The organism is Dechloromonas sp. ZS-1 (assembly GCF_039649255.1).
Lineage (GTDB): Bacteria > Pseudomonadota > Gammaproteobacteria > Burkholderiales > Rhodocyclaceae > Azonexus.
On record NZ_JBDIYD010000004.1, the window covers coordinates 152,932 to 176,444 of the forward strand.

Sequence of the window (23,513 nt, forward strand, 5' to 3'; positions counted from 1 at the left end):
CATTTTGCCACAATGACCTAAGCAGGCGAAGTCTGATTGCAATAAGTTTTTAGCGCACCAAACAGGGGCGTAAGTACACACAAACGCACCTTTTTAGTGCGCAACGACCAGCACCCGCACATTCGACACCCCGGGCTGCGCCAAAAATGCCGCGCGCAAGGCGTCGACCGTCGCCGCCGTTTCCGGCCCCGGCAGTTGGCCGAGATGAAGCTCCACCTCGATCCCCTCGCTCAGATAATGGAGGTCGATACGCGCCAGCAGCGGGCTGGCCAGCAAGGCCGGCGCCACGCGCGCCAACAACGCCGTACGGGCGGGGAGATCCACGGCAAGACGCGCCCCTTCGGCATCGTCATCCGGATCGATATGAATCAGGACATCCAAGACCGCAGCATGGGCATCCAGTACGCGACGCCGGGCCGCCTCGGCCACACGATGCCCCTCGGAGACACTGATCCTGGGATCCACCTGCACATGCACATCGACCAGTGCCTGATGCGCCATGCGCCGCGTGCGCAGGGCATGCACGCCAATCACCCCGTCGCACGCAATCAGGGTGGCTTCGATTGCGGCCACCTGCGTGGCATCCAGACCGGTATCGATCAATTCCTGCAAGGCCCCCCAGGCCAGCTCTCCGCCCATCCGCAGGATCATGAAGCCCATCACGGCGGCCGCCAGCAAATCCAGGAAGCCCCAGCCCAGCAGGGCGCCGGCAATCCCGACCACCACCACCAGCGCCGAAGCGGCATCGGCCCGCGTGTGCAAGGCGTTGGCAATCAGCAACTGGGAACGCATGCGCTCCCCGACCGCAATCAGATAGCGATACAAGCCTTCCTTCGCGACCACGGTCGCCACCGCCACCCAGAATGCCGACCATTCGACGGCCGGTTGCACGGCGCTATCCTGGATGCGCAGCCCGGATTCCCACAGGATGCCGCCCCCGATCAGCATCAGTGAACTCCCCAGAATCAAGGTCGCTGCCGTTTCCATGCGGGCATGCCCATAGGGGTGCGCCGCATCGGCCGGGTGCGCGCTTTGCCGACTGGCGTAGATGACCAGAAAATCGGACAGCAGATCGGAAAAGGAATGCAGGCCATGGGCAATCAAGGACTGGGAGTGGGCCAGCCAGCCGACAAGCAACTGCGCCGCGGTCATCACCAGATTGACCCAAACGCTGACCCAGGTGGCCCGCTGCGCCTCGGCGGCCCGCGCCGCCCCTGCCTGATTTCCGGAAAATCCGTCCTGCTCGCGCGCTGTCATCGTTGCTTGTCCTATACTTGGAGCCAACGATTTTAGCAGCCGAACATTATGGGACAGTTAAGCGAACTCCTTGCCCTTGCCCGCCAACGCGCGGAAACACAGGGGCATCCTTACAGCGGCGATGTCACGCCTGCGGAAGCCTATGCATTGCTCCAGCACGCCCCCGGCGCAAAGCTGGTTGATGTTCGTACCCGTGCCGAATGGGACTGGGTCGGACGTGTACCGGGCGCCATCGAAATCGAATGGAATCAATATCCGGGCAGTGTGCGCAACCCGAATTTCCTGGCAGAACTGAAACGCCAGGTGGATCCGGAATGCCTCGTCCTCTTTTTGTGCCGCAGCGGCGTGCGTTCAGTCGGTGCGGCAAGCGCCGCGGCAGAAGCCGGCTTCACCAATGCCTGCAACATCCTGGAAGGGTTTGAAGGCGACAAGGATGCGCATGGCCACCGCGGCAATATCGGTGGCTGGCGCAAAGCCGGGCTACCCTGGATTCAGGGCTAGTTACCCAGGAAGTCCTTCAGGCCGGTATAGATCGAAATCGCGGTGGTTGCCACGCCGACCACCGCACTGCCGACATCGTTCAGACGGCTCAGGGAATCGGCCACTTTCTGACCGTTGACCGTCGCCCCGCGCGCCAGCTTGGCTTGCGCCTGCTGTTCTGCCTTCAATGCGGCCCGACGCTGCAACCAGTGGGCTGCCCAGGCGCCGGTAATGAAGCTGAAGGCAATGCTCACTGCAAATTCGATGAACTCCCGCACCTCGACCATGTTCTGCGGCATCACCGGCACCTGATCCAGCCAGCCGGTCACGGCGCTCATGCCAAATACCGCGGCCACTGCCATCACGATGGCGGCCGCACTGGCCCAGCCCATGCGGGTACCGACCTGACGGCAGAAGAGAAACCCGAACGGCAAGGGCAATAACAAGGCAAGCACGCGCAGAAAAATCAGCTTGGTGTCGTACACAAACACGATCAGCCAGTGCGCCAACAACAAACCCGCCAACGGCAGCAGCCAGGCGGCCAAAGCCAGCCGCCAATCCGCAGTCGGCGAGGGCTGAGCCATCTCCGGCGTGGCGGATTGCGCCACAGCGTCGGTCTCCGGCAATGCCCCCTGATCAACAGCCGCTGCCGGCGGACGGGTCGCCAACTCGGCCTCCAGCTGCGCGATCTTCTCCAGCAAGGGTTTGATGACAAACAGATCGCGCCGACACACCGAACACACCAGTGCCTCGTCCGGAATCTCCGAAACGCAATAGGGACAGTGCATTGCTTATTTGGTCACGGTCAGTTGCAGAACCGTATTGGTCACCCGGCCCTCGCTGTCCTGCACACTGATCTGGATTGCATGCTCACCCGGCGGTGTTTCTGCGCCCTCCAACACCAAGCCCTGTTCAGACAGGCCGTTTTTCACTCGCGGCAGCAGGTCGACCGGGGTTGATTTCAGGTACGTCACCTTCACCGCCGCCGTATCGATCTTGGCCCCGCCACGGGCCTCAAAAGCCAGCTTCAGGTTGAACGGAGAGGTCAGCGGCCCGGAGAGATCTGGTGACACCACTTTGACCGCCGGACCGCGGGAAATTCCCCGCGTCGCCAGAACGCCGCTGGCCGGCGGCAGTTTGGCCTCGTCACTCTTGATCAAGGTAAATGACCAGGCCGGGCCCGCGACACACGCCAAGGCCACCCCACACGACAGCAAGATTCGTTTCATTTCACCCTCTCCCAATCAATCGCCCACCAGCACAAAAGGTGCCCAGAATAAAGGATGAGCATAGCTGAAAAGCGGCTTGCCCGATTTGCCGTCGAGCTTCACCCCGCTTTCCATCATGCCACGCATCGCCGCCTGCAAGGCCTCGGCCTTGCCCAAGGCGGCATCGCCCGATTGCCGACGGAAGAGGTCGGTCATCAGCTTGCGTGAGGCTTCGGTTTCCACCGGCCAGTTCGAGACCAGCAGCGCCCGCGCCCCCGCATAGAAGAAGGCGCGCCCCAGACCGGAGACCGCTTCGCTGCCCGCGCCCTCCCCCGCCGCGGTATTGCAGGCAGACAAGACCACCCAATCCGCATTAAGTTTGAGGGAGAGGATTTCCTCCTGGGTCAGCAGGCCATCGCCTTCATTCCCCGCCACCTTGGGCGCACTCAAGGCCAGCGCAGGCTGGGATAGGCCATCCAGTTCCCCCGGCACCAGGCCATGCGTTGCAAACATGATGACGCGACGATTGGCAAGGTTGGCTTCGAACACCGTTTTCTCGTTGGCCGCGGCATGCAGGAACACATCCCGCGACGGCTCGGCCCCCAAGGCCAGGGCGATATCCTTGATTTCCTCCGCTGTATCCGGCAAACGGGGCAAAAGCGCCAATTCCGCCGAGTCGACCGCCTGGGTTTTCGGCACGCTGCGCAGGCGCAAGGGCACCCCGCGCATGGCCAGGGCTGCGGCTTTACGTTCCCCTTGTGCAGCCTGCTCCTCACTGAAATACGGATCGCCAAACCCGATGAAGGGCAAGCGGGCTGCGTCACCCGGCGGCAGGCGCCGCAAGCTGGCGAGGGCCGTCACCGAGGGCAACTGCGCCACGGCAAACTGGCGCATCAACCACGGCACCTGGCGATATCCGGCAAAGAGGACAGGTGAGGCGGGCAGGGCGGATTGCGCTTGCGTGACCAGCAAGGCCAGGGGCAATTGGCCCAACTCGGCATGCGGCACCGCCAGCATGACCTTAGCGCCCTCAAGGACATCGCCCACCGGCGCCAGCAAGGTTTGATAAAGACGATGCGCCGTCGCCAAATCGAAGGCGGGAATCTGGTCGACCGTCGGGACATCCGGATTCAGCGCTCGCCGCAACCCCGCCACATCTTTTGCAATGACAGCACGGTCGGTGGGCAAGGCGGCAAAGCGACTGCGCCCGTCCGCCGCAATGGCCCAGACCTGTGCCCCCCGCCCCCCGAAATACCAGGACACCAGCACCTCGCCGGGCTTCAGCATTTTTTGCACCTGCTCGATACTCACCGCAGGCGGATCCACCAGGCGCGCGTAATCGGGGAATTGCGTGCTGATTTCCCGCTTCAGACGCTCCCGCTTTTCACGCAACGCATCAATATCGGCCCGAATCTTGGCCTGAATGACCGGCAGTTGCTGGTCCGGCGAGGCTGCCAGCAACTGGGTCAGCAGATCGTTGAGCGCATTTGCCCGGCGCTGCGCATCCTGCTCCTCCCGCGCCAGATCGGCCAGCTTGGGATCACGGATCGCCGCCCGCGCCGCACTGCGCGTCAGGGCCCGCTGCACCGAACTGCCTCTTGCCTCATCCGCCAGGATAAAGGCTTCATTTGCCACATCGGCCTGCAACAAGCGCTTGTCCTGCATTTCAGCCAACAGGCGCAGATAGCGCTCGATCAACAGCACCAGGCGCTGCTGCCGGCGCATGCCGCCGGCCTCTGCCTCGATATCGTTGTGCACGCGCTCGATCAGGCGCGGCACCGCGCTTCTGAAACCAGTCAGCGCATCCGCCAGCTTGCCGGCATCGGCTTCCGCCATGGCCATGAAGGCGCGGATCTCTGCCGTGCGCAGGGCTTGGTCGCCATATTGCTGACGCGAACGCGCCAGCATGTCGCCGGCCATCTTCATGGCTTCGTCGGTACGCGCACTGCGGATCAGGGCCTGAACGACATCGAGGTCCCCTTTCTGCAACTGCGCCTGCAAGTCGGGATTCCCGGCCATCGCTTTCAGCATGGCATCGTAGCTGGCCAGTGCCTGCGCATCGTTGCCCATTGCCACCTGCGCTGCAATCACCGCGCGCGATGCGGATATCGCCGCCCCGGAATCCGGCGCCGCACCGCTTTCCCGGACTGACTGCATGGCGGCCTCGGCAATCTTGGCTGACTCGGCATAGCGCCCCTGTTCAGCCAGGGCGATCGAGAGCACGCGCAAGCCCCGCGTCACATCGGGCGAGGCGCGCCCGGCACGTTTCAGGGTATGTTCAAGCGCACGCCGGGCCATGGCTTCGGCCTCCACGGGCTTGCCCTGCCCCAGCAACGCCATCGCGATGCTACGTTCGACGCCCTCAACGCCCTGACGCACGGTTTCACGCGTGGGCGCCTCCTGACCCGCCTTGCGCAAGGCTTCGAGCTCGGGATCGCCCAGTTCGGATTCGCGCAGGGCACGTCGATAGGCGGCCTCCGCCTCAACATGCTTCCCCGCCATGGCAAACATGTCGCCTCGGGATTTTTCGTAGTTGAAAAGCCAGTTGTGACCGTAACTTTCCCAGGCCCTGCGACTACGCAGGATCACCATCACCGCCTCCAGCGACCGCAAGGCCGACTGAGCCGTCTCGAAATCACCGACTTGGGATGAAATCGAGATCAACTGGGTGTAGGCCCCCGTCAATTGGCCGGAGCTGCTCTGCGGAATTTCCCGGATGGAGGCTTCGACATATTGTTTGGCCAGCAGGAAATTGCCCCCCAGGCGTTCTGCCTGGGCCAGATCGCGCAAGGAGCGCGCATATTCAGCCGAACCGCGCTGGCCCAGTTCTACGGCCTTGCGCAAATCGGCAACCTGCTGCGGCACGCGCGACAATTCACCCGCAGCCTGCCCCCGGCGCCAGTAAAAATTGAACAAGGCGCGCCGATCCTCGGTCTCAGGAGGCGCCGCATCCGCCACGCTGCGCAAGCGACCGACCAGGTCCTCGTGCTGCCGGTGATCCTGCAACATCCGGGTGATGTCATTGATGGAACGGGGCGGCAGCTTCAAGGCCAAGGCATCTGCCTCATCTGCCGCCAAGGTGTGTGTTGCCAGACCGAGCATTAACATGCCGGTCAGGCAGCGATGGTAGAATCCGCGCTTGGTCATTCGATCGTCTCCGTCCCGGCCATGCCGGAAGATTAAATCCCCTGACGTCAGCCATGCAAGCCACACAGCCTCTCGTTTTCGCGCCGTACAACACCCTCTCCGATGAAGCCTGCCAGGAGCGCATCCGCGCCGCCCGCGCCAAACTCGGCAAGAAGGCCGTCATTCTGTGCCATCACTATCAGCGTGCCGACATTTACCAGCATGCCGATCTGACGGGCGATTCACTGAAACTTTCCCGGCTGGCCTCACAGACCGACTCGGAATACGTGATTTTCTGTGGCGTGCATTTCATGGCCGAAGTCGCGGACATCATGACTGCTCCCAACCAGATCGCCATCCTGCCCGACCTGGCTGCCGGCTGCTCGATGGCCGACATGGCGAACCTGGCCAAGGTGGAACGCTGCTGGCGCGAACTGGGCGAAGTGCTGGACGTCGAGCGCGAAGTCACCCCGGTCACCTACATCAACTCCGCCGCCGACCTGAAAGCCTTCTGCGGCGAGCACGGCGGCATCGTGTGCACCTCCTCGAACGCCGGCACCATCGCCAAATGGGCCTTCGATCAACGGCCCAAGGTCCTCTTTTTCCCGGACCAGCACCTCGGCCGCTGGACTGGCCACCAGATGGGCTTCCCGATGGATGAAATGGTCGTCTGGGACCCGGATCTGGAAATGGGCGGCCTGACGCCGGAACAGATCAAGAAGGCGCGCATCCTGCTCTGGAAGGGCCATTGCTCGGTCCACCAGATGTTCCAGAAGTCGCATATCGACGCATTCCGCGCCAAGTATCCGGACGGCAAGGTCATCGCCCATCCCGAGTGCAACTTCGAGGTGTGCGCCGCATCGGACTACGTCGGCTCGACCGAGCACATCGTGAAGACCATCAAGGAAGCACCGGAAGGCACACGCTGGCTGGTCGGGACCGAACTCAACCTGGTCGACCGCCTGGCCAAGGAAGTGTTGCCGCAAAACAAGATCGTGCAATTCATGGCCACGACCATCTGCATGTGCTCGACGATGCAGCGCATCGACCCGCAGCATCTTGCCTGGACGCTGGAAAACCTGGCCGAAGGCAAGGTCGTGAATCAGATCAAGGTGCCAGAGCACGAGGCCAAGCTGGCCAAGCTGGCGCTGGACCGGATGCTGGCGATTTCCTGAGGCCAGCATGACTCAGCCCTTGCTGCACGTTGCCACCTACAACATCCACAAGGGCTTCTCGCAATTCAATCGGCGCATGATGGTGCACACCCTGCGTGAGCGCCTGCGGGAACTAAACCCGGACATCCTCTTCCTGCAGGAGGTTCAGGGCTTGCATCTCGGCCATGCCGAAAAACACGCCGACTGGCCTGGTCGACCGCAGCACGAGTTTCTGGCAGAGGACATCTGGGAATCCGCCTACGGGCGGAATATGGTCTATGACCATGGCCACCACGGCAACGCCATTCTCTCCCGTTTCCCCATCCTGCACGCGCACAATCAGGATGTGACGCACCTGCGTTTTGAAAAGCGCGGCCTGCTGCATTGCCGGATTGCCTTGCCTGAAGGACCTGCAGCCCATTGCGTCTGCGTCCATCTCTCGCTCTTTGGTCACTCCCGCCGCCGCCAGATGCATGCCCTCGCCGATTACCTGGAGCAGGAGGCCGGTGATGCGCCGCTGATCATTGCCGGCGATTTCAACGACTGGCGCAACCATGCCGGCGACCATCTGGCAGCCCGCCTCGGGCTAGAAGAGGCTTTTACCGGGCGTCAGGGCCTGCCGGTACGCAGCTTTCCGGCGGCCATGCCGATGTTCCGGCTCGACCGCATCTACATTCGCGGCCTCCGGGTCGTCGATACCGCCATCCACCACGGTCTGCCCTGGTCCGCCATTTCGGACCACGCCGCCCTCTCGGCCCGCTTGAGCCACCATGCACGCTGAGTTCCTGCCGGGCAACCGGATCGAACTCCTGAATTCCGGTGCCGACTATTTCCCAGCCCTGCTTCGTGATCTGGATGCTGCCGAGTGTGAAATTTTTCTCGAGAGCTACATCTACGCCAATGACCGCATCGGCCACGCCGTCAGCGCCGCGCTGTGCCGGGCCGCCGCACGCGGCGTGCGGGTAAGGCTGACGGTCGACGGTTTTGGCGCGCGTGATTTCGACACCGATTTTCTGCCCCTTTTGAAGGCTGCCGGAGTCGAGACCATGCGCTACCGCCCGGAAATCGGCACCTTCCGCCTGCGGCGGCATCGGCTGCGCAGACTGCATCGAAAGCTGGCCGTGATCGACGGCCGCATCGCCTACGTGGGCGGCATCAACATCGTGGATGACTACAATGCGCCCCCGGCCATGTGTCCCCGCTATGACTACGCCGTGCGCGTCGAGGGGCCCGTGGTGGCGCGGGTCCATGCGGCGGCGCTGCGCATGTGGGAAATCGTCACTTGGGCCAGTCTCAAGCGTCGTTTTCGTCCGGCGACGGTCAACCGATTGTTTTGCCCCATTTCCGGCGAACAGCGCGCCGCATTCCTGATCCGGGACAACATCCGGCATCGTCACGACATCCTGAACGCCTATCTCGCAGCCATCCAGGCGGCACGCAGCGACATCCTGATCGCCAACGCGTATTTCCTGCCCGGCCTGCGCTTTGCCCGCGCCCTCCTGGCCGCCGTCCGGCGTGGCGTGAGGGTGCGCATCCTGCTCCAGGGCAAGACCGATCACCCGCTCCTGCGCTACGCCACGCAGGCACTGTATGAGGCCGCCCTCGACGCCGGCATCGAGGTTTACGAGTACGAAAAAAGCTTCATGCACGCGAAAGTGGCTGTCATCGATGGGCACTGGGCCACGGTGGGCTCCTCCAACATCGATCCCTTCAGCCTGCTTCTGGCCAAGGAGGCCAATCTGGTCATCGATGACCCGAGCTTCGCCGAAACACTCCGCAGCAGTCTTGAAAACGAGATGGCATCCGGAGCGCAACGCATGCTGCCGGCACAATTCGCCCGACAGGGGCTCTCCAGCCGCTTTGTCCGCTGGCTGAGTTATGCGCTGGTCCGCCTGCTGGTCGGTCTGACCGGCTACGGCCCCAAGCACTGGCAGGCCGATGAAGAAACGCCGGGCATTACCCCCAGCGAGGATCGCTGATCGCACGAACGCGTGGAATGTGATTCACGTTCCAATGCGCCAGAGCCCACGCCCACAAATCGTCCAGCCCCGCACCGACCAGCTCCTCCGGCACTGCCAGCCCGAGGAAACGCAAAGCACGCACCAATTCCGAACTGCGTGCCTCCAGCGCCAGCGCCGGTGCCAAGGTCTGCTTGGAGAGCTTTTCACCCGCGGCATTGGCGACGACGGGCAAATGCGCATAGCGCGGCACAGGCCAGCCGAGTTGGGTATAGAGCCAGATCTGGCGCGGCGTCGAATCAAGCAGGTCCGCCCCCCGAACGACATCGGTAATGCCCTGGGCGTGATCGTCCACCACCACGGCCAACTGATAGGCCCACAGGCCATCGGCACGGCGCAGCACAAAATCGCCGACATCCCGCTCCAGATGCTGAACCAGGGGCCCTTGAATGCGATCCGTCATCGCAATGGCCCGATCATCCACACGCAAGCGCATGGCACGCGCCTCACGGCCGGGCGGTACGCCCACGCGGCAGGTACCGGGATAACGCAGGCCGCCATCGGCGGCGGTCGACCGTGCGGAATCGGCAATTTCCTTACGCGAACACGCACAGCCATAGGCCTGCCCGTGCTCCAGCAGACGATTCAGGATGTCCGCGTAGGCATCCCCACGACGGCTTTGCCACACAATCTCCCCATCCCAGGCGAATCCGAATGCCGCCAGGGTGCGAAGTATGTCATCTGCAGCGCCGGGCACCGTACGCGGGGTATCGACATCTTCAATCCGGACAAACCACGCACCGCCTTGGGTGCGGGCATCAAGATAGCTGCCAACCGCAGCCACCAGCGAGCCAAAATGCAATGGCCCCGTCGGCGACGGCGCAAACCGGCCCCGATAGTCAGACATCACACGACAGTCCGCGCACGCGTCACATCCAGAGCCTGCAGCAAGGTCGTCAGATCAACCGGTTTCAACAGCAGGCTGACGCCTTGCTGTTGCAGCGCAAGCGGCAGGGAGGCCATCGGATCGCCCGTGATCATGAAAATGCGCATCGGCCGCCGCGGACGCTGCAGCAACCGGGAGACCAGTTCCACGCCGCCCGTCTCGCCCGGCAGCCACAGATCGGAAATCAGGTAATCTGCAACGTCGACCGCCGGACTCGCCAATGCGGCATCACCGGAAATGAAACGCGTCACCAGCATCCCGGCCCCTTCGAGGGCGCGGGAAAGAGCAGCGGCCACCAAGGCATCATCCTCGACCAGCACCACCTTACGCGGCCCGGTCACCGTCGCGGCGACGGCGGCAGGGAGCGGGCAAGCCATATTTCCCTGCAAACCATCCGGCGGGCACAAGGGAATCGATAGTTCGAACACCGAACCCCGCCCTGGCACGGAATGGCAGCGCACATCCGTCCCGATCAGGCTGGCAATCCGACGCACAATCGACAAGCCGAGGCCGAGCCCCTTGTTCTTGTCCCGCTCCGGATTGGCCACCTGAACATACTCATCGAAAATCGCCTGCAGATCGCTCGGCGAAATACCGATGCCGGTGTCCCAGACCTGAATCAATGCCCGGCCGCCCCGCCGACGCACGCTCAGCAATACGCCGCCCTGACGCGTGTATTTGAGGGCGTTATCCAACAAGTTCCGCAAGAGGACGAACAACAACCCCGGATCCGTCTGCAAGGCCAGTCCACTCATCGGGAACCAGAGTTTGAAACGCAGGCCGCGCTGCCGCGCCAGCTCACCAAACATCTGGTCAATCCGCTCAATCAGGCTTTCTACAGGCAAACAACGCGGCACAGCCTTGATGGCGCCGGAATCGAGTTTGGAAATATCGAGCAAGGTGCCGAGGATATCGTTGAGCGAGGCCACCGCCACCCCGATATTGCGGCTCAACTGCTGCTGCTCCTCGGTCAGTGGCGTGGATTCGAGCGCGCTCTGGAACAAGCTGATTGCCTGAATGGGCTGCCGCAAGTCATGACTGGCGGCAGCCAGGAAAACGCTTTTTGCCTGATTCAGTCGGTTGGCCTCCTGCTGTGCAAGGCGCATGGCGTGCGTGCGCTGCTCGACAGTCCGCTCAAGATTTTTCTTGTGCTCACGCAAGGCATACTCCGCTGCATGGCGCGCCGCCTCACGTTGGCGCAAGCCCTGAAGCAGGGCACGGAATCGAGCGCCCAGGGTCTGAATCTCATCATCCCCCTCCCAGGCCGACTGTTGCGCAAGCAAGGCAGGCAACTCTTCGGCGATGGCTTTATCGGTGACCTGGGTCAAGGATTGAATCGGCCGGATCACCGTCCGCCGGAGCAACCAGACCAAGGCAACGCCAAACGCAGAAAACACCAGCAAAGTCGCCCAGGCGATTTTATAGAGGCTATCGTCGATGAACAGATCGTGCTCACGCGTCGAGAACACAATGTAAACGTCACCCAACTTGCCGTTCGAGCCGTCGTGGGCCCGAATCTCTTCAGAGAAGGCCCGACCTTTCGCATCCGGGCGCCCATAGGTTGCCGCCGTGACGCCGCGATGCATGACCTCGATATATTCGATCGTGTCATCCGCCCGCCCGGCTACCCCAAGCGCGTGCTCCAGCACGGGGTAATCCATGGTGAGCAGCCCTTCAATACTGAACACCGCAATGGTCTGGGCGATGGTACGGCTCTGCCGATCGAAGGCCATTTCCAGGGAGGCCCGTTGCAGCCCAACCAGATAAAAACCCGACATCAGAATGGTGGCAATGAGCGTGACGGCCGTCCCGGTCAGGATCTTTGTTGAAAGATTAGCGCGCCAACGCATCATTCAGCAAAACGCTCGGCCTTACGCATGGCTTTACGCAAAGCATCGTAATCCGCATCGCTAGCGGGCAAAAAGCGATCGCGGCTCAAACGGGCCAGATCCTCTGTCCGCAAACCGAGCAAGACCTGACGCAATGCAGACACATGCTTGACGGGCAAGGCTTTACGGGCGACCCAGGCATGCGCGGGAGACAGTAACGTATGAATTTCGCGGAGATTTTTGCCAGGGCCATACTTCCGGTAAGTCACTTCATTGGCCGCGCCGGCATCGTAAGCCCCCGCCCCCACGGCATAGACCACTTTGTCATGGCGCCCCAGAAAGTTGTAAGAGGCCAGATCCTTCCCACGCCCCCCCGCATCCAGCATGGCAGCCTGCGCCAAATAGGCGCCGGTGGTCGACCCGGGCTCACCAAACGCCACACGCCGCCCGCGCAAATCCTCGAGTTTCTGCACGGGAGAATCCTCCGGCACAAAAATATAGCCTTTCAGGAAGCCCGAATCACCCTGGCTTTCCTTCACCATCAACTGCAGCCCGTTGTTGCGCAGGCGCGCACGCACATAACTCACCGGTCCCAATCGGGCGAAATCCACCGAACCGCTACTCACGGCCTCAATCGCCTCATCATAGGTCGTAAAGATGCGCATCACGACACGATAAGACTCCCCGTTGGCATTCAAAGCCGTTTCAATCGCCCCGCGAATCGGCTCCAGTTTGACCAACTCTTCGCTCGGACGCTCGGATGGATAGGTGGCAAAAATCAGGGTAGTGACCGCCCAACCCGGCAGGGCATACAGCATCCCGGCCAATATCCAGCCCCACATCCGATACCCTGTCACAAGCGGCCCCTACTATGCATTCCGTTTCCTAATGTAAATCGCCAGAAGCAACAAAGCCCGGCATGCCGGGCTTGAGCGTCAAACGATGATCCTCACTGGCTTCAGGACAATTGTATATCCAAGTTTCTTGAAAGGGCAGCCCAAAACACTGCCAAAAAAAATCAAACAAGCGCCTTGGCGAATCTCTCGTATCAGGCCGTCGATTCAATCGGCGACAACTCGGCCAACTGCTCCAGATAGACCCAATCCACAATCTCATCACTCGGCACATAACCGGTGACCAGCTCCTGCATCATCGTCCGGATCACACCCACATCATTGGCATTCAGGGCCACCTCCAGCGCCTGTAACTTTCCTTCAAGCATCTCCCACGGAATGAACTCTTCGTGCGCTTTCATGATGCGAGGATGTATGGTCGGCTGGGGATTATCGCCAATCAGCAGTTCTTCGTAGAGCTTTTCACCAGGGCGCAACCCCGTGATTTGTATCTCGATATCTCCCTCCGGGTTTTCATCATCCTTAACAGTCAACCCTGAGAGTTCAATCATGCGGCTCGCCAAGTCAATAATTTTGACCGACTCTCCCATATCGAGCACGAAGACATCGCCCCCTTGCGCCATCGCCCCCGCCTGGATCACCAACTGAGAGGCTTCGGGAATCGTCATGAAGTATCGGGTAATTTCAGGATGAGTCAACGTGATCGGCCCGCCATCCCGAATTTGTTGCCTGAATTTAGGCACCACAGAGCCCGATGAGCCCAGCACATTACCAAAACGAACCATACTGAATTTCGTGCCAGAGGCGTTTGCTGCAAGCGCTTGCAGCGCCATTTCAGCCAAACGTTTGCTGGCCCCCATGATGTTGGTGGGGCGAACTGCCTTATCGGTGCTGATCAGCACAAAATTCGTCACACCGTTATCTATAGCGGCTTGTGCAGTGCGTAGCGTACCCAACACGTTGTTCTTGATGCCCGCAGCAGGGTTGTGCTCAACCAAAGGCACATGTTTATAGGCAGCGGCGTGGTAAACCGTGTCCGGGTGCCAGGTGGACATGATCTCGCGCATGCGGTCGTCGTCTTGCGCCGAGGCGAGCAATGGAACCAGCACGGTTTGATGTCCGGCAACCTTTTCTCCCAGCTCTTGGTGAATGGCGTACAGGGCAAATTCGCTCTGCTCAATCAGCAGCAGCTTGGCCGGAGCCACTGCCAGAATCTGGCGACACAGTTCGCTGCCAATCGAACCGCCAGCCCCCGTCACCAGCACCACCTTGTCCACGATGTTCTTGGCCAACAGGATGTGATTCGGGGCGACAGGTTCGCGACCAAGCAAGTCGTCGATGTCCAATTCCCGCAAGTCCGAGATACCCACCTTGCCCTGAGCCAGATCGGTCACACTCGGCAGGGTGCGCACGGCCACGTGAGCACTTCGGATTTGGGACAGGATTTCGTTGCGACGCTTGCGACTGAGGCCAGGCATGGCCAGCAGCACGTCGCTGATGTTAAGCGATGAGGACAAATTAACCAGATCGCCCGGGTTGTAGATGGGCTGACTGTTGAGAAGATGGCCGTGCAGGCGGTCATCGTCGTCCAGGAATCCTGCCACCTGCATTTCATGGCTGTTGGCCATGGCAGCGGCCAACTGGCGGCCGGTGGTACCTGCGCCATAGATCAACACCTTAGGGCGCGCCGCACGCTTCAGAATACTCAGATACTGGTCGCCAAGCCAGATCCGGGCCAAGGCGCGCGATGCCCCCACGAACAACAGCAACAGGATCGGCTGGATGATACCCACGGTGCGGGGCACCCCGGCCACGCCAATCGCGGTAAAGATGGAGGCATAGAGCAAGCCGTAAATCCCCACGGCGCGGGCCACGGCCAGCAACGCAGGCCAACCGCTGTAGCGGAAGATCGCACGGTATAAGCCCGATACGATAAAGATGGGCAGCGCAATACCCATCGCAGCCCCCACCGCCCATAACGCAGCGCCAGAAAGGGCGACCAGTTCGCCCAGGCGCAGATAGAAAGCCAGCCAGACGGTCAGGACGCAGAGACCCAAATCGACCGATAAAGCCACAAAGCGCTTTGCCGCTCGCGGCAGGGCCAGGATGGGGATGGCCAACTTAAACAGAGGCTGTTTCATGGCGAGCCGCTCTCCGGTGCCTCAAGATGATCTGAATTTTCTTCAATGTGACACGCCATCCCTTGCCAGAACCTTCAATGCCGTCATCCACAGAATTTTCAGATCAAACAGGAGTGATCTTCGCTGCAGATACTCCGCATCCAGATGCACCTTCTGAGGAATCGGGAGTTCATCCCTTCCATTGACCTGCGCCCACCCTGTCAAGCCGGGCAGCAATGTGTGCACCCCTTTTTCCGTACGCAAGGCGATCAGATCATCCTGGTTGAACAGCGCCGGGCGAGGCCCCACGAAGCTCATGTCGCCTTTCAGGATGCTCCACAGTTGGGGCAACTCGTCCAGACTGGATTTACGCAAAAAGGAGCCGATGGGGGTGAGCCACTGTTCGGGATTTTGCAGCAGGTGCGTCGCCACCGCAGGGGTATCGATACGCATGCTACGAAACTTGGGCATTTTGAACACGCGATTGTGGCGACCGACCCGGTCGCTCCAGTACAAGGCCGGCCCTGGCGAGGTCAGGCGAACCGCCAGCGCCACCATGGCGATGGGCAGCGCCAGAAACATCGCGGCCACCAAGGCCCCTGCCAAGTCAAACAGGCGCTTCATGGGCACATCCCCCCGGCTGCACGCTGCAGCCCTTCATCCACAGACAGCGGAGGCGTCCAACCCAAACGTTGATTGGTCTTGGCAATATCCAGTTGCAGAGAACCGCACAGGCGTTGATAGATGCTCGGCTTATTCAATACGCTTGCCCCCAGCTTCAACATTGCAGGCGGCAGGTAAAACAAGCGTGCCGGGAACCCCATTGCCGCCCCCATACGCTTGAGCAGTTGTACCGTTGATAAATCCTCTCCGTCACTGACCAGGAAAGTCTGATTGGCGGCATCGGGATGGTGCAGGCACGTCACGATCAAGTCCACTAGATTATCCAGTGCAACCAGACTGCGGCAGTTTTCAGTCACAGCAGCCAGCGGCAGCGGCACCCCCCGCGCCAACCAGCGCATCATGGCTTCGAAATTGGCTTTCACGCCGGGTCCATACACCAGGGGCGGCCGAATGATCACCACCTCCATGCCTGTTTCAGCGGCAATCTGCCGGAGCAACTGCTCGGCCTCGTATTTCGATACGCCGTAGGGATCCTCCGGGGCAGGAATATCATCGGCAGTGAACGGCCGTCCAGCTTCCGTCCATTCCCCGTTCACCTTGATCGAACTCAAAAAGACAAAGCGCTTCACACCTGCCGCCGCTGCTTGGCTGGCGAGATTGACGGTACCGTCGACATTGACACGACGAAACTCCGCCCATGGATCCGAGCTCTTATCATTCATGACATGAACGCGAGCCGCCAGGTGCACAACCTGATCTACATTTCTCAGAGCGGTCGTCAAATCGGTTTCCGACGCAAGGCAGCCAATTGCAACATGCTCGGTCTCTCCCTGCGGCACCTTCAGCGTTCTGACAGCACCGCGAACAGCAATCCCGTCCCTGTGCAGCCGCCTGCAAAGCGCCTGGCCAACGAATCCGCTTGCCCCTGTTACCAACGTTGTCATGGGGTCACAAGGCCTTGTGCCACACCGTTCGGTTCACGTAATCGGTATAGCTTTCCACAATCCGAAGCACTTGTTTGGAGACCGAAGGATTTTCGTAGTCCAGCACCGGGCGCACTGCGGCCTTCAGACGATCGTGTTGCGCAACCGTAATCCGCACCGCATCCAGCACACGGTCCTTCTTCAGCCCTGCCATGATCAGTGTCCCCGAATCCATGCCCTCCGGGCGTTCGTGCGCGTTCCGGATCGTGATGGCGGGCAGATTCAGCAGCGATGCTTCCTCTGTAATTGTTCCGCTATCGGAAATCACGCACAACGAGGCCATTTGCAAGCGAATGTAATCGCAGAAACCAAATGGCTTCATGAACTGAATCCTGCGATCGAGCACCACCCCCGACAGGGCATCTAGCCGCTTACGGGTTCGCGGGTGGGTCGAAACGATCACCGGCATATCGTAGGTTTGCGCCAGTGCGTTCAGCGTCTCCAGCAAGTCCCGGAGGTTGTCCTCCGAATCCACATTCTCTTCCCGGTGCGCGCTGACGATGAAATACATGCCCTGCTCAAGTTGCATGCGCTGAAGCACATCTGAGAACTGAATTTTAGGCATGTAGTGGTCCAAGACCTCCCGCATGTGCGATCCGGTCTTGATGATCGTTTCAGACCGAATGCCTTCGGCGATCAGATAACGTCTGGCATGCTCGGTCAGGACCAGATTGATATCGCTCAAGTGATCAAGCACCTTGCGGTTGAGTTCTTCGGGAACGCGCTGGTCGAAGCAACGGTTGCCTGCCTCCATGTGGAATACCGGCACCTTGCGACGCTTGGCGGCAATAACCGCCATACAGGAGTTGGTGTCGCCGTACAGCATGACCGCATCCGGCCGCTCGGCAGTCAACACCTCGTCAGCTTTCTCGATCACCCTTGCAATGGTCTGGGCTGCGTTGTCACCCACCGCTTCCAGAAAATAGTCGGGCTTGCGTATTTCAAGATCGTCGAAGAAGACCTGATTCAACTCGTAGTCATAGTTCTGACCACTATGCACCAGCACATGCCGGGTGTGGCGGTCGAATTCAGCGATCACCCGACTCATCTTGATGAGTTCTGGCCGGGTACCGACAATGGTCATGACCTTAAGCATGCAATGCATCCTGAATGTAATCGAGGGTCAGCAACAAGGATTTGACCTCATCAACGCCCAAACGGAGCGTGTTGTGCGAGGTGTAGTCATCCAGCTTGGAAATATCTGTCTCTCCCTCGCTGAAGTATTTGGCGTAGTTCAGATCTCGGTTATCTGCAGGAACGCGGTAGTAGTCGCCCATATCGATGGCATGCGCCATCTCCTCGCGGGATATCAGCGATTCATATAACTTTTCGCCATGTCGCGTGCCAATCACTTGCGTCTGCTTTTCAGGCTGACCAAACAGTTCTTTCACTGCCTGAGCGAGGTCCCCCACGGTAGAAGCAGGTGCTTTCTGTACAAAAATGTCGCCTTGCTGCCCGTGGGTAAAGGCGTACAGCACCAGATCGACCGAGTCCTCCAAAGACATCAGGAAGCGGGTCATGTTCGGGTCGGTGACGGTCAACGGCCGCCCTTCCTTGAGCTGGGACACGAACAGCGGAATGACAGACCCGCGAGAGGCCATGACGTTACCATAGCGCGTAGCGCAGAAAACCGTCTCACCCGGCTGTTGCAAACGGGCTTTGGCAACCATCACCTTTTCTGCCATCGCTTTGGAAATACCCATGGCGTTGATCGGGTAGACCGCTTTATCTGTAGATAACACCACCACACGCTCAACACCGGCGTCGGTTGCCGTGCTCAACACGTTTTCCGTACCGATCACATTGGTACGCAAGGCCTCCATCGGATAGAACTCACAGGATGGCACCTGCTTCAAGGCCGCAGCATGAAATACATAGTTTACGCCCTTCATGGCCTGGCGCAGGCTGGCCTCATCTCGGACATCGCCAATGTAAAAGCGCAACTTGGGATGATTGAGCGCAATACGCATGTCCTCTTGCTTTTTTTCATCCCGGCTGAAAATGCGGATTTCCTTCACTGCCGTATTCAGAAAGCGCTTCAGGACTGTTTGTCCAAACGAGCCGGTACCGCCGGTAATCATCAGGGTTTTGTTATTGAACACTGTTTTTCCTTTCACCGGAACGCATGCATTTGCGCGATGAGGTCCGGCCATGCAGGTGCCACATAACCCGTGGCTTGCTTGAACCGTGATGCATCAAGCGACCGGTTGATCTTCACCCGATCATCGGGCTCGATTTGAAGCGCCTTGGCGTAAACGAGGTTAACGACCTGGAGCAGATCGTGCTTGGATATAGGCTCAACGGCAACATGGTAAAGGCCATGCAGCGCGGCATTGGGTATGACGTAGTCACGCACTACCCGCGCCAACTCAACCGTCGGCAAACCGGAAAAGATGGCTTCGGTGTATCCCTTTACCCGCCCTTGCTGCGATAGAAACCAACCAATCAAGCCGCAGTCACGACCCAGTTCGTGGCCGATGATGGAGGTTCTCAAGGTGATTGCATGCCGATCACTGACCTCACCAAGCAACTTGGAACGACCATACACGTCTTCGGCATCGGGCATGTCTACTTCGCTGTACATGCCTTTGCGACCTGAAAAAACACAATCGGTACTGATATGGACAAGCCTGGCCTGGGTCAATTCACACAATCTTGCCAATCTGTGTGGCAGCAGGGCATTGATAGGAATCGCCTCCAGGGGATCCTCTGCGCTGGCTAATTGCTTGACCAGGCCCACACAGTTGATCACGACTTGCGGGCGGCTCTGTATAAAGGCAGCCAGCAGGCTATCAGGCTGGTCGGCATGAATACCGTGCAACAGTTGCGCTTTAGGTGCAAGCGCTTTCAAGACCGGGTTGGGAGAACGCAGCGTCCCATACACCGTCCAGTTGTCTTGCTCGCTCATGACTCTCAGCATGGCATTGCCAAGCATCCCGCTCGCGCCAAGCACTAAAACTCTCATCATCTGCATCCTTGTTGGCTGCGTACAGCGTGTTCGAAGTGCCCAATCAACGTATCCACAAGCTTGTCGTGGGCAAAATGCTCTTGGTAATAACGACGTCCCTGCGCGCCCATCTCGAATCTTTCACTTTCTGGCATCTTGTACAGCGTCTTAACTGCTTCCGCCAACGCTAATGCGTCCTCTGCCGGAACAGCCACACCGGCCCCCGCTTCCTCAACGATCTCTGCCCCGGCGCCATTCAAGCAGGCTATGATCGGACGACCTGCCGCCAAATATGCCTGAATCTTGCTTGGAATGGTCAGGCGGAAAATCTCCGTGTCTGCAAGTGTTACCAGCAGTGCAGCGGCTTTCTGCATCAAGGCAGGCATCGCCTCAACCGGATAACGTCCCGGGAAAATGAGATTGCTCAACCCCCGGTTTGCTGACTGTTGCATCAACCAATCACGCTGACTGCCATCTCCGACCATCACGAAGCGTACACCCTCAACATCCCTGAGCAGCGTTGCGGCTTCAAGAACCACTTCCACCGCCTGAGCACGGCCAATATTGCCAGCAAAAACAATCGGAAAATCACAGTCAAGGCCAGGGCAGACAATGGGTTCGACAGTACCTTCCGCTCTTTCGTCTATAAAAGAATTCGGGTAGTAAACAATCGGCGTGGAACCGGCAAGCGCCCTCACTTTAGGTGTGAATGCTCGCGACTGCACGAGCAGCAGGTCTACTTTTTGGTAGATCCATCTGACAACACGCGCCACCCCCTTGAGCAAGACGGGGTGGGTAACATGGCCCGTCGCAGAAAGACTCTCCGGCCACAAATCCTGCACCCAAAGGAGGGTGGGACATTGCTTGAGACGCCCGAGCCAAATTGCCGGAATTGCCTGGAGAATCGGCGAAGGCGCAAATACCAAAATCGCGTCGAATGGTCGTTTACGGAGTAAGTACGTGCCGAAAACCAACGCAGACAAAATGAATGACAGATAGTTGAGCGCAAGCCGGACAGCCCCTTTGCCACGAGGTGCGAGCGGCACGCGATGTACCGTCACCCCAAGACAGGTGTCGCGCACACAGCGCCATGCCCGATATCCCTTGAAAACAACGCCGCCAGGGTAGTTAGGCTGACCGGAGAGAACCTCGACTTCAACGCCCTTGGCATGCAATGCAGTGACCAGTTCGTTGATACGAAATCCTTCCGGCCAGAAATACTGACTCAGTACCAACACCCTCATTGCACATTCCTCTCCAGGACATGTGAGAGCAACACCCCCGCGCCGCCAGGTACGAAGATCGATGCCCCCCACTGGCGATGACGTTTGACTGCACGGGCAATGGAGAGGGGAGAACGCGGATCGAACGTCTCGTCCGGATCGGTAATATCACGCACATAGTCGAGTTCCGGTGCCAGCACCGGCAGACCGGCCTGACGCGCCTCAATCAAAGGCAGTCCGAATGACTCGAAACCGGATGGGTAAATCAACGCACCTGACATGCCATATAACGCCCGTAATTGATCGTATGGCAGGATGCCGAGGTTCTGAACATGCAGCCCTCGCGAGGCCACCTCCTGAGCAATGCGCTCGCAGAGTTCCGGTGCTGCCTGCGGGGAGAGCGTCAAGGCCAGGGACGGAAACAGTCCATCATCTGCCAACAATCCCCAGGCATCCAGAAGTGCCGCATGATTTTTATGTGGTTCGCCAGAGGCGACATAGAGAAAATCGAACTGCTGCTCAGTACCAGCACTTGCCTCGCCGCAATCGCTTGCCGGAACGAATGGCGCACAAATCACAGGCAATCCCAGTCGATTCTCGGTCAGCCTTTGCATGGATGGGGTCTGGACAACATATTGGCTGGCATTATGCCGGCACCGGCGAAGCCAGGCACGCTCAAGCCAGAGCCGGAGACGAGACTTGAGCGGCAGCGCCCCCAACGAGGCCCCCACATCGACAAGATAACGATTCTGCAAGAATACAATCGCTTTGCCGCGCAACCTGAACAGCGGTGGCAGATTGCCAAAACACAAGATCCGGTCATCGGGCCCGGCCATCCCCGCCAAGCGACGCTCAGCTCCAAATCGAGCACACAGCGTCGCGGCAACATACTCGACGTATACATGATCCGGCAGATCGACAGGCACCTGCATGCGTGCATCAACGTGCACGATGGCCTCGACATCCGGCGGGATAGCCCGTAGCAGATCGCACAGCAGGACCGCCCCGCCCCCCTGATGCACATTGATGGCGTGGATGAACAACCTAGGCATGATCGCGAACCCTGTGCGTCAGCCGGCCCTCGGGCAGGGTCAGAATCTTGTTGCAGTAGTCGAGCGTTTCAGAACGATGGGTAATCATCAGCACCGTACGCCCCTTCATGAAATCGGCAACGACATCCATGACACAGGCTTGCGTCTGCACATCCATTGCACTGGTCGCCTCATCCAGAATGAGCACCTGAGGGTTTCGATACAGCGCACGGGCAATCGCGAGTCTCTGCCGCTGGCCGCCGGACAGACGGGAGCCCCCTTCGCCAATGCTCTCGGTCGACGCCATGAGAATCTCTGGCAGTCCCAGCCGAGAGATAAGCTCACGAGCGAGCGCCGTGTCATCGGCCGAGTGAGTGGCACTGCCTAACATCACGTTCTCGATCGCACTTGCATCCATCAAGAAAGGCTCTTGAGGCACATAAGCCACACAGGACCACCAATCCAGCTCACGCCCGGCAAGCGGCGCTCCATTGAGTGCGACAAGCCCGCTCGTCGGGGGCAGCAGACCCAAAATCATGTTGATTAACGTACTCTTGCCCGATCCAGAGGCACCCACAATCGCAAGCGAATCTCCCGCATTGAGATCGAGGTCAAGCCGGTTGATGACCAGACACCCATCGTACGCAAAGCTGGCCTGTCGCAAAGACAAGGTCTCGAGAGCAGTCAGCCCGGCAGAAGCCTGCACGCTCGTCGTTCGTATCTCACTCGGCCCACACAATGCCGCTGTCACGACCTCCACTGCCGGCCGCGCGTGCTTCAAGGACTGAAGGTGGCTAACCACTTTGCTCACCGATGGCAGCAGGCGCATCGCAGCAGCACCAAAGACAGCAAACTCACCGATCACTTGCTTCAGTGGTATCCCCTGAAGCGCATAGACCAAGAAAACCAGACCCAGGCTTACGTAAATCGCCACTTCAAACACAAAGCGAGGAAGCAGGCTAATGAAAAGCGCTTCGTTGATTGCGCTACTGGATGCATCCGTAAAGGCCTCAAACCTTCTCTGAGCCCATCCCTGCAGACTGTATATCGTCAATTCCCGAAGGCCTTGAAAAGCCTGCTGAGCAGACTGAACGATGTGGCCTTCGGCCGTTTGCTGCGTCTGCCCCAAAAGGACCATACGTCGATGCGTAGCAAGGAAAACCGATACGCCAACCACTGCGAAAACCGAAATAGCCACAAAGAATGCAATTGCATTCACAAACAACAGCACACCGCATACACAGAGTGCCGGAATGATTTCACCGAGCAAAACGAGCACAGGCATTAAAAAACGCCCCTCGACCGCATTGCAATCAACAGTAATGCTCCGAACCCAGTCCGCAGAACGCTTCCCTGCCTGTTCCTCAAAGGGAGAATGAAGGAAACGCTGAAAAAGGCGGTCCTGAAAATATTTCTTCGCCGCAATCGCCGTACGATACGAATGTCGGCCAACGACAAGAATGATGCCCGCCTTTATGACAAAGACCGCAAGTGCCGCACCAAGCAGGATGCTTCCGGGCGAGACCGAGTCAAGCCCGCCCAGGTGATCACGCAGCGCCACCCAGCGCCCATCCACGACATCATTCAGGCCCACGCTGAAGAAAGCCAGCAGCGCCGACAGGGAAAACACTTCAAGCACACCGACCGTACCAACCAGAAGGACAGCCGCATAAAAGCGACGCCTAATGGTTTTAGGCATCAAATGGAAGATCGCACGGTAGGGTGACGACACGATAGTCTGCATTTAAATGGGTTCGAACTCACAACCGGGGC

The 23,513-nt window shown here is 59.5% G+C and carries 20 protein-coding genes; 4 read left to right on the forward strand and 16 right to left on the reverse strand.

The window, feature by feature from the left end; translation table 11 throughout:
• Positions 1-93: 93 nt before the first annotated feature.
• On the reverse strand, positions 94-1,257 hold the full coding sequence (locus tag AACO21_RS08130) for a cation diffusion facilitator family transporter (protein ID WP_346192013.1): 1,164 nt from the start codon (positions 1,255-1,257) through the stop codon (positions 94-96).
• 48 nt (positions 1,258-1,305) lie between these two features.
• Here AACO21_RS08130 and AACO21_RS08135 point away from each other — a divergent pair, with 48 nt between their 5' ends.
• Entirely contained in the window at positions 1,306-1,758 is a 453-nt protein-coding gene (locus tag AACO21_RS08135) for a rhodanese-like domain-containing protein (RefSeq protein ID WP_346192014.1), read from the forward strand.
• Here AACO21_RS08135 and AACO21_RS08140 read toward each other — a convergent pair.
• Genes AACO21_RS08140 through AACO21_RS08150 form a run of 3 tightly spaced genes read right to left on the reverse strand, consistent with a single transcriptional unit; the run spans position 1,755 to position 6,092 of the window.
• The gene (locus tag AACO21_RS08140; RefSeq protein WP_346192015.1) at positions 1,755-2,525 is read right to left on the reverse strand and encodes a hypothetical protein; all 771 of its coding nucleotides are present in this window, start codon (positions 2,523-2,525) and stop codon (positions 1,755-1,757) included. The two genes, AACO21_RS08135 and AACO21_RS08140, sit on opposite strands and share 4 nt — an antisense overlap.
• Before the next feature lie 3 nt (positions 2,526-2,528).
• Positions 2,529-2,966, reverse strand: a complete 438-nt coding sequence (locus AACO21_RS08145) for a hypothetical protein (protein ID WP_346192016.1) — start codon at positions 2,964-2,966, stop codon at positions 2,529-2,531.
• Between the two features lie 15 nt (positions 2,967-2,981).
• Positions 2,982-6,092 (reverse strand): CHAT domain-containing protein, encoded by a 3,111-nt coding sequence (locus AACO21_RS08150; protein ID WP_346192017.1) that lies wholly within the window; start codon positions 6,090-6,092, stop codon positions 2,982-2,984.
• 53 nt (positions 6,093-6,145) lie between these two features.
• Here AACO21_RS08150 and nadA point away from each other — a divergent pair, with 53 nt between their 5' ends.
• From nadA to clsB, 3 genes are read left to right on the forward strand one after another with little or no spacing between them, the layout of a single operon-like run.
• On the forward strand, positions 6,146-7,246 hold the full coding sequence (gene nadA / locus AACO21_RS08155) for a quinolinate synthase NadA (RefSeq protein ID WP_346192018.1): 1,101 nt from the start codon (positions 6,146-6,148) through the stop codon (positions 7,244-7,246).
• A 7-nt stretch (positions 7,247-7,253) separates the two neighbouring features.
• Positions 7,254-8,006 carry an endonuclease/exonuclease/phosphatase family protein gene (locus AACO21_RS08160; RefSeq protein ID WP_346192019.1) on the forward strand — a complete coding sequence of 251 codons (753 nt, stop codon included), beginning with the start codon at positions 7,254-7,256 and terminating at the stop codon, positions 8,004-8,006.
• Positions 7,996-9,204, forward strand: a complete 1,209-nt coding sequence (clsB, locus tag AACO21_RS08165; RefSeq protein WP_346192020.1) for a cardiolipin synthase ClsB — start codon at positions 7,996-7,998, stop codon at positions 9,202-9,204. Before AACO21_RS08160 ends, clsB begins: the two co-directional genes overlap by 11 nt.
• Here the strand turns inward: clsB and gluQRS are convergent.
• From gluQRS to AACO21_RS08225, 12 genes are all read right to left on the reverse strand, one after another.
• On the reverse strand, positions 9,182-10,090 hold the full coding sequence (gene gluQRS, locus AACO21_RS08170) for a tRNA glutamyl-Q(34) synthetase GluQRS (protein ID WP_346192021.1): 909 nt from the start codon (positions 10,088-10,090) through the stop codon (positions 9,182-9,184). The genes clsB and gluQRS overlap by 23 nt on opposite strands.
• Positions 10,090-11,982 carry an ATP-binding protein gene (locus AACO21_RS08175; protein WP_346192022.1) on the reverse strand — a complete coding sequence of 631 codons (1,893 nt, stop codon included), beginning with the start codon at positions 11,980-11,982 and terminating at the stop codon, positions 10,090-10,092. Before AACO21_RS08175 ends, gluQRS begins: the two co-directional genes overlap by 1 nt.
• A complete protein-coding gene (locus AACO21_RS08180) occupies positions 11,979-12,776 on the reverse strand; it encodes a PhnD/SsuA/transferrin family substrate-binding protein (protein WP_346192023.1) in 798 nt (265 codons plus the stop codon). Before AACO21_RS08180 ends, AACO21_RS08175 begins: the two co-directional genes overlap by 4 nt.
• A 230-nt stretch (positions 12,777-13,006) precedes the next feature.
• Positions 13,007-14,953 carry a nucleoside-diphosphate sugar epimerase/dehydratase gene (locus AACO21_RS08185; protein WP_346192024.1) on the reverse strand — a complete coding sequence of 649 codons (1,947 nt, stop codon included), beginning with the start codon at positions 14,951-14,953 and terminating at the stop codon, positions 13,007-13,009.
• 42 nt (positions 14,954-14,995) lie between these two features.
• Positions 14,996-15,556, reverse strand: coding sequence for a sugar transferase (locus tag AACO21_RS08190; RefSeq protein ID WP_346192025.1), 561 nt, complete (start codon positions 15,554-15,556; stop codon positions 14,996-14,998).
• Positions 15,553-16,500, reverse strand: coding sequence for an SDR family oxidoreductase (locus AACO21_RS08195; protein WP_346192026.1), 948 nt, complete (start codon positions 16,498-16,500; stop codon positions 15,553-15,555). Before AACO21_RS08195 ends, AACO21_RS08190 begins: the two co-directional genes overlap by 4 nt.
• A 4-nt stretch (positions 16,501-16,504) precedes the next feature.
• A complete protein-coding gene (wecB, locus tag AACO21_RS08200; protein WP_346192027.1) occupies positions 16,505-17,635 on the reverse strand; it encodes a UDP-N-acetylglucosamine 2-epimerase (non-hydrolyzing) in 1,131 nt (376 codons plus the stop codon).
• Positions 17,628-18,692 carry a polysaccharide biosynthesis protein gene (locus AACO21_RS08205; RefSeq protein ID WP_346192028.1) on the reverse strand — a complete coding sequence of 355 codons (1,065 nt, stop codon included), beginning with the start codon at positions 18,690-18,692 and terminating at the stop codon, positions 17,628-17,630. Before AACO21_RS08205 ends, wecB begins: the two co-directional genes overlap by 8 nt.
• Complete coding sequence (locus AACO21_RS08210) at positions 18,653-19,513, reverse strand: SDR family oxidoreductase (RefSeq protein ID WP_346192029.1); 861 nt, start codon at positions 19,511-19,513, stop codon at positions 18,653-18,655. The genes AACO21_RS08205 and AACO21_RS08210 overlap by 40 nt, the downstream gene beginning before the upstream one ends.
• Positions 19,504-20,730, reverse strand: coding sequence for a glycosyltransferase family 4 protein (locus tag AACO21_RS08215; RefSeq protein ID WP_346192030.1), 1,227 nt, complete (start codon positions 20,728-20,730; stop codon positions 19,504-19,506). Before AACO21_RS08215 ends, AACO21_RS08210 begins: the two co-directional genes overlap by 10 nt.
• Positions 20,727-21,761, reverse strand: a complete 1,035-nt coding sequence (locus tag AACO21_RS08220; RefSeq protein ID WP_346192031.1) for a glycosyltransferase — start codon at positions 21,759-21,761, stop codon at positions 20,727-20,729. Before AACO21_RS08220 ends, AACO21_RS08215 begins: the two co-directional genes overlap by 4 nt.
• A complete protein-coding gene (locus AACO21_RS08225; protein ID WP_346192032.1) occupies positions 21,754-23,484 on the reverse strand; it encodes an ABC transporter ATP-binding protein in 1,731 nt (576 codons plus the stop codon). The genes AACO21_RS08220 and AACO21_RS08225 overlap by 8 nt, the downstream gene beginning before the upstream one ends.
• Between the last annotated feature and the right edge of the window lie 29 nt (positions 23,485-23,513).

Coding starts and splice junctions, on each gene's coding strand:
- AACO21_RS08130 (WP_346192013.1), bottom strand. CDS start 1,257: ATGACAGCGCGCGAGCAGGACGGATTTTCCGGAAATCAGGCAGGGGCG.
- AACO21_RS08135 (WP_346192014.1), top strand. CDS start 1,306: ATGGGACAGTTAAGCGAACTCCTTGCCCTTGCCCGCCAACGCGCGGAA.
- AACO21_RS08140 (WP_346192015.1), bottom strand. CDS start 2,525: ATGCACTGTCCCTATTGCGTTTCGGAGATTCCGGACGAGGCACTGGTG.
- AACO21_RS08145 (WP_346192016.1), bottom strand. CDS start 2,966: ATGAAACGAATCTTGCTGTCGTGTGGGGTGGCCTTGGCGTGTGTCGCG.
- AACO21_RS08150 (WP_346192017.1), bottom strand. CDS start 6,092: ATGACCAAGCGCGGATTCTACCATCGCTGCCTGACCGGCATGTTAATG.
- nadA (WP_346192018.1), top strand. CDS start 6,146: ATGCAAGCCACACAGCCTCTCGTTTTCGCGCCGTACAACACCCTCTCC.
- AACO21_RS08160 (WP_346192019.1), top strand. CDS start 7,254: ATGACTCAGCCCTTGCTGCACGTTGCCACCTACAACATCCACAAGGGC.
- clsB (WP_346192020.1), top strand. CDS start 7,996: ATGCACGCTGAGTTCCTGCCGGGCAACCGGATCGAACTCCTGAATTCC.
- gluQRS (WP_346192021.1), bottom strand. CDS start 10,090: ATGTCTGACTATCGGGGCCGGTTTGCGCCGTCGCCGACGGGGCCATTG.
- AACO21_RS08175 (WP_346192022.1), bottom strand. CDS start 11,982: ATGATGCGTTGGCGCGCTAATCTTTCAACAAAGATCCTGACCGGGACG.
- AACO21_RS08180 (WP_346192023.1), bottom strand. CDS start 12,776: ATGCTGTATGCCCTGCCGGGTTGGGCGGTCACTACCCTGATTTTTGCC.
- AACO21_RS08185 (WP_346192024.1), bottom strand. CDS start 14,953: ATGAAACAGCCTCTGTTTAAGTTGGCCATCCCCATCCTGGCCCTGCCG.
- AACO21_RS08190 (WP_346192025.1), bottom strand. CDS start 15,556: ATGAAGCGCCTGTTTGACTTGGCAGGGGCCTTGGTGGCCGCGATGTTT.
- AACO21_RS08195 (WP_346192026.1), bottom strand. CDS start 16,500: ATGACAACGTTGGTAACAGGGGCAAGCGGATTCGTTGGCCAGGCGCTT.
- wecB (WP_346192027.1), bottom strand. CDS start 17,635: ATGCTTAAGGTCATGACCATTGTCGGTACCCGGCCAGAACTCATCAAG.
- AACO21_RS08205 (WP_346192028.1), bottom strand. CDS start 18,692: ATGGCCGGACCTCATCGCGCAAATGCATGCGTTCCGGTGAAAGGAAAA.
- AACO21_RS08210 (WP_346192029.1), bottom strand. CDS start 19,513: ATGCAGATGATGAGAGTTTTAGTGCTTGGCGCGAGCGGGATGCTTGGC.
- AACO21_RS08215 (WP_346192030.1), bottom strand. CDS start 20,730: ATGAGGGTGTTGGTACTGAGTCAGTATTTCTGGCCGGAAGGATTTCGT.
- AACO21_RS08220 (WP_346192031.1), bottom strand. CDS start 21,761: ATGCCTAGGTTGTTCATCCACGCCATCAATGTGCATCAGGGGGGCGGG.
- AACO21_RS08225 (WP_346192032.1), bottom strand. CDS start 23,484: ATGCAGACTATCGTGTCGTCACCCTACCGTGCGATCTTCCATTTGATG.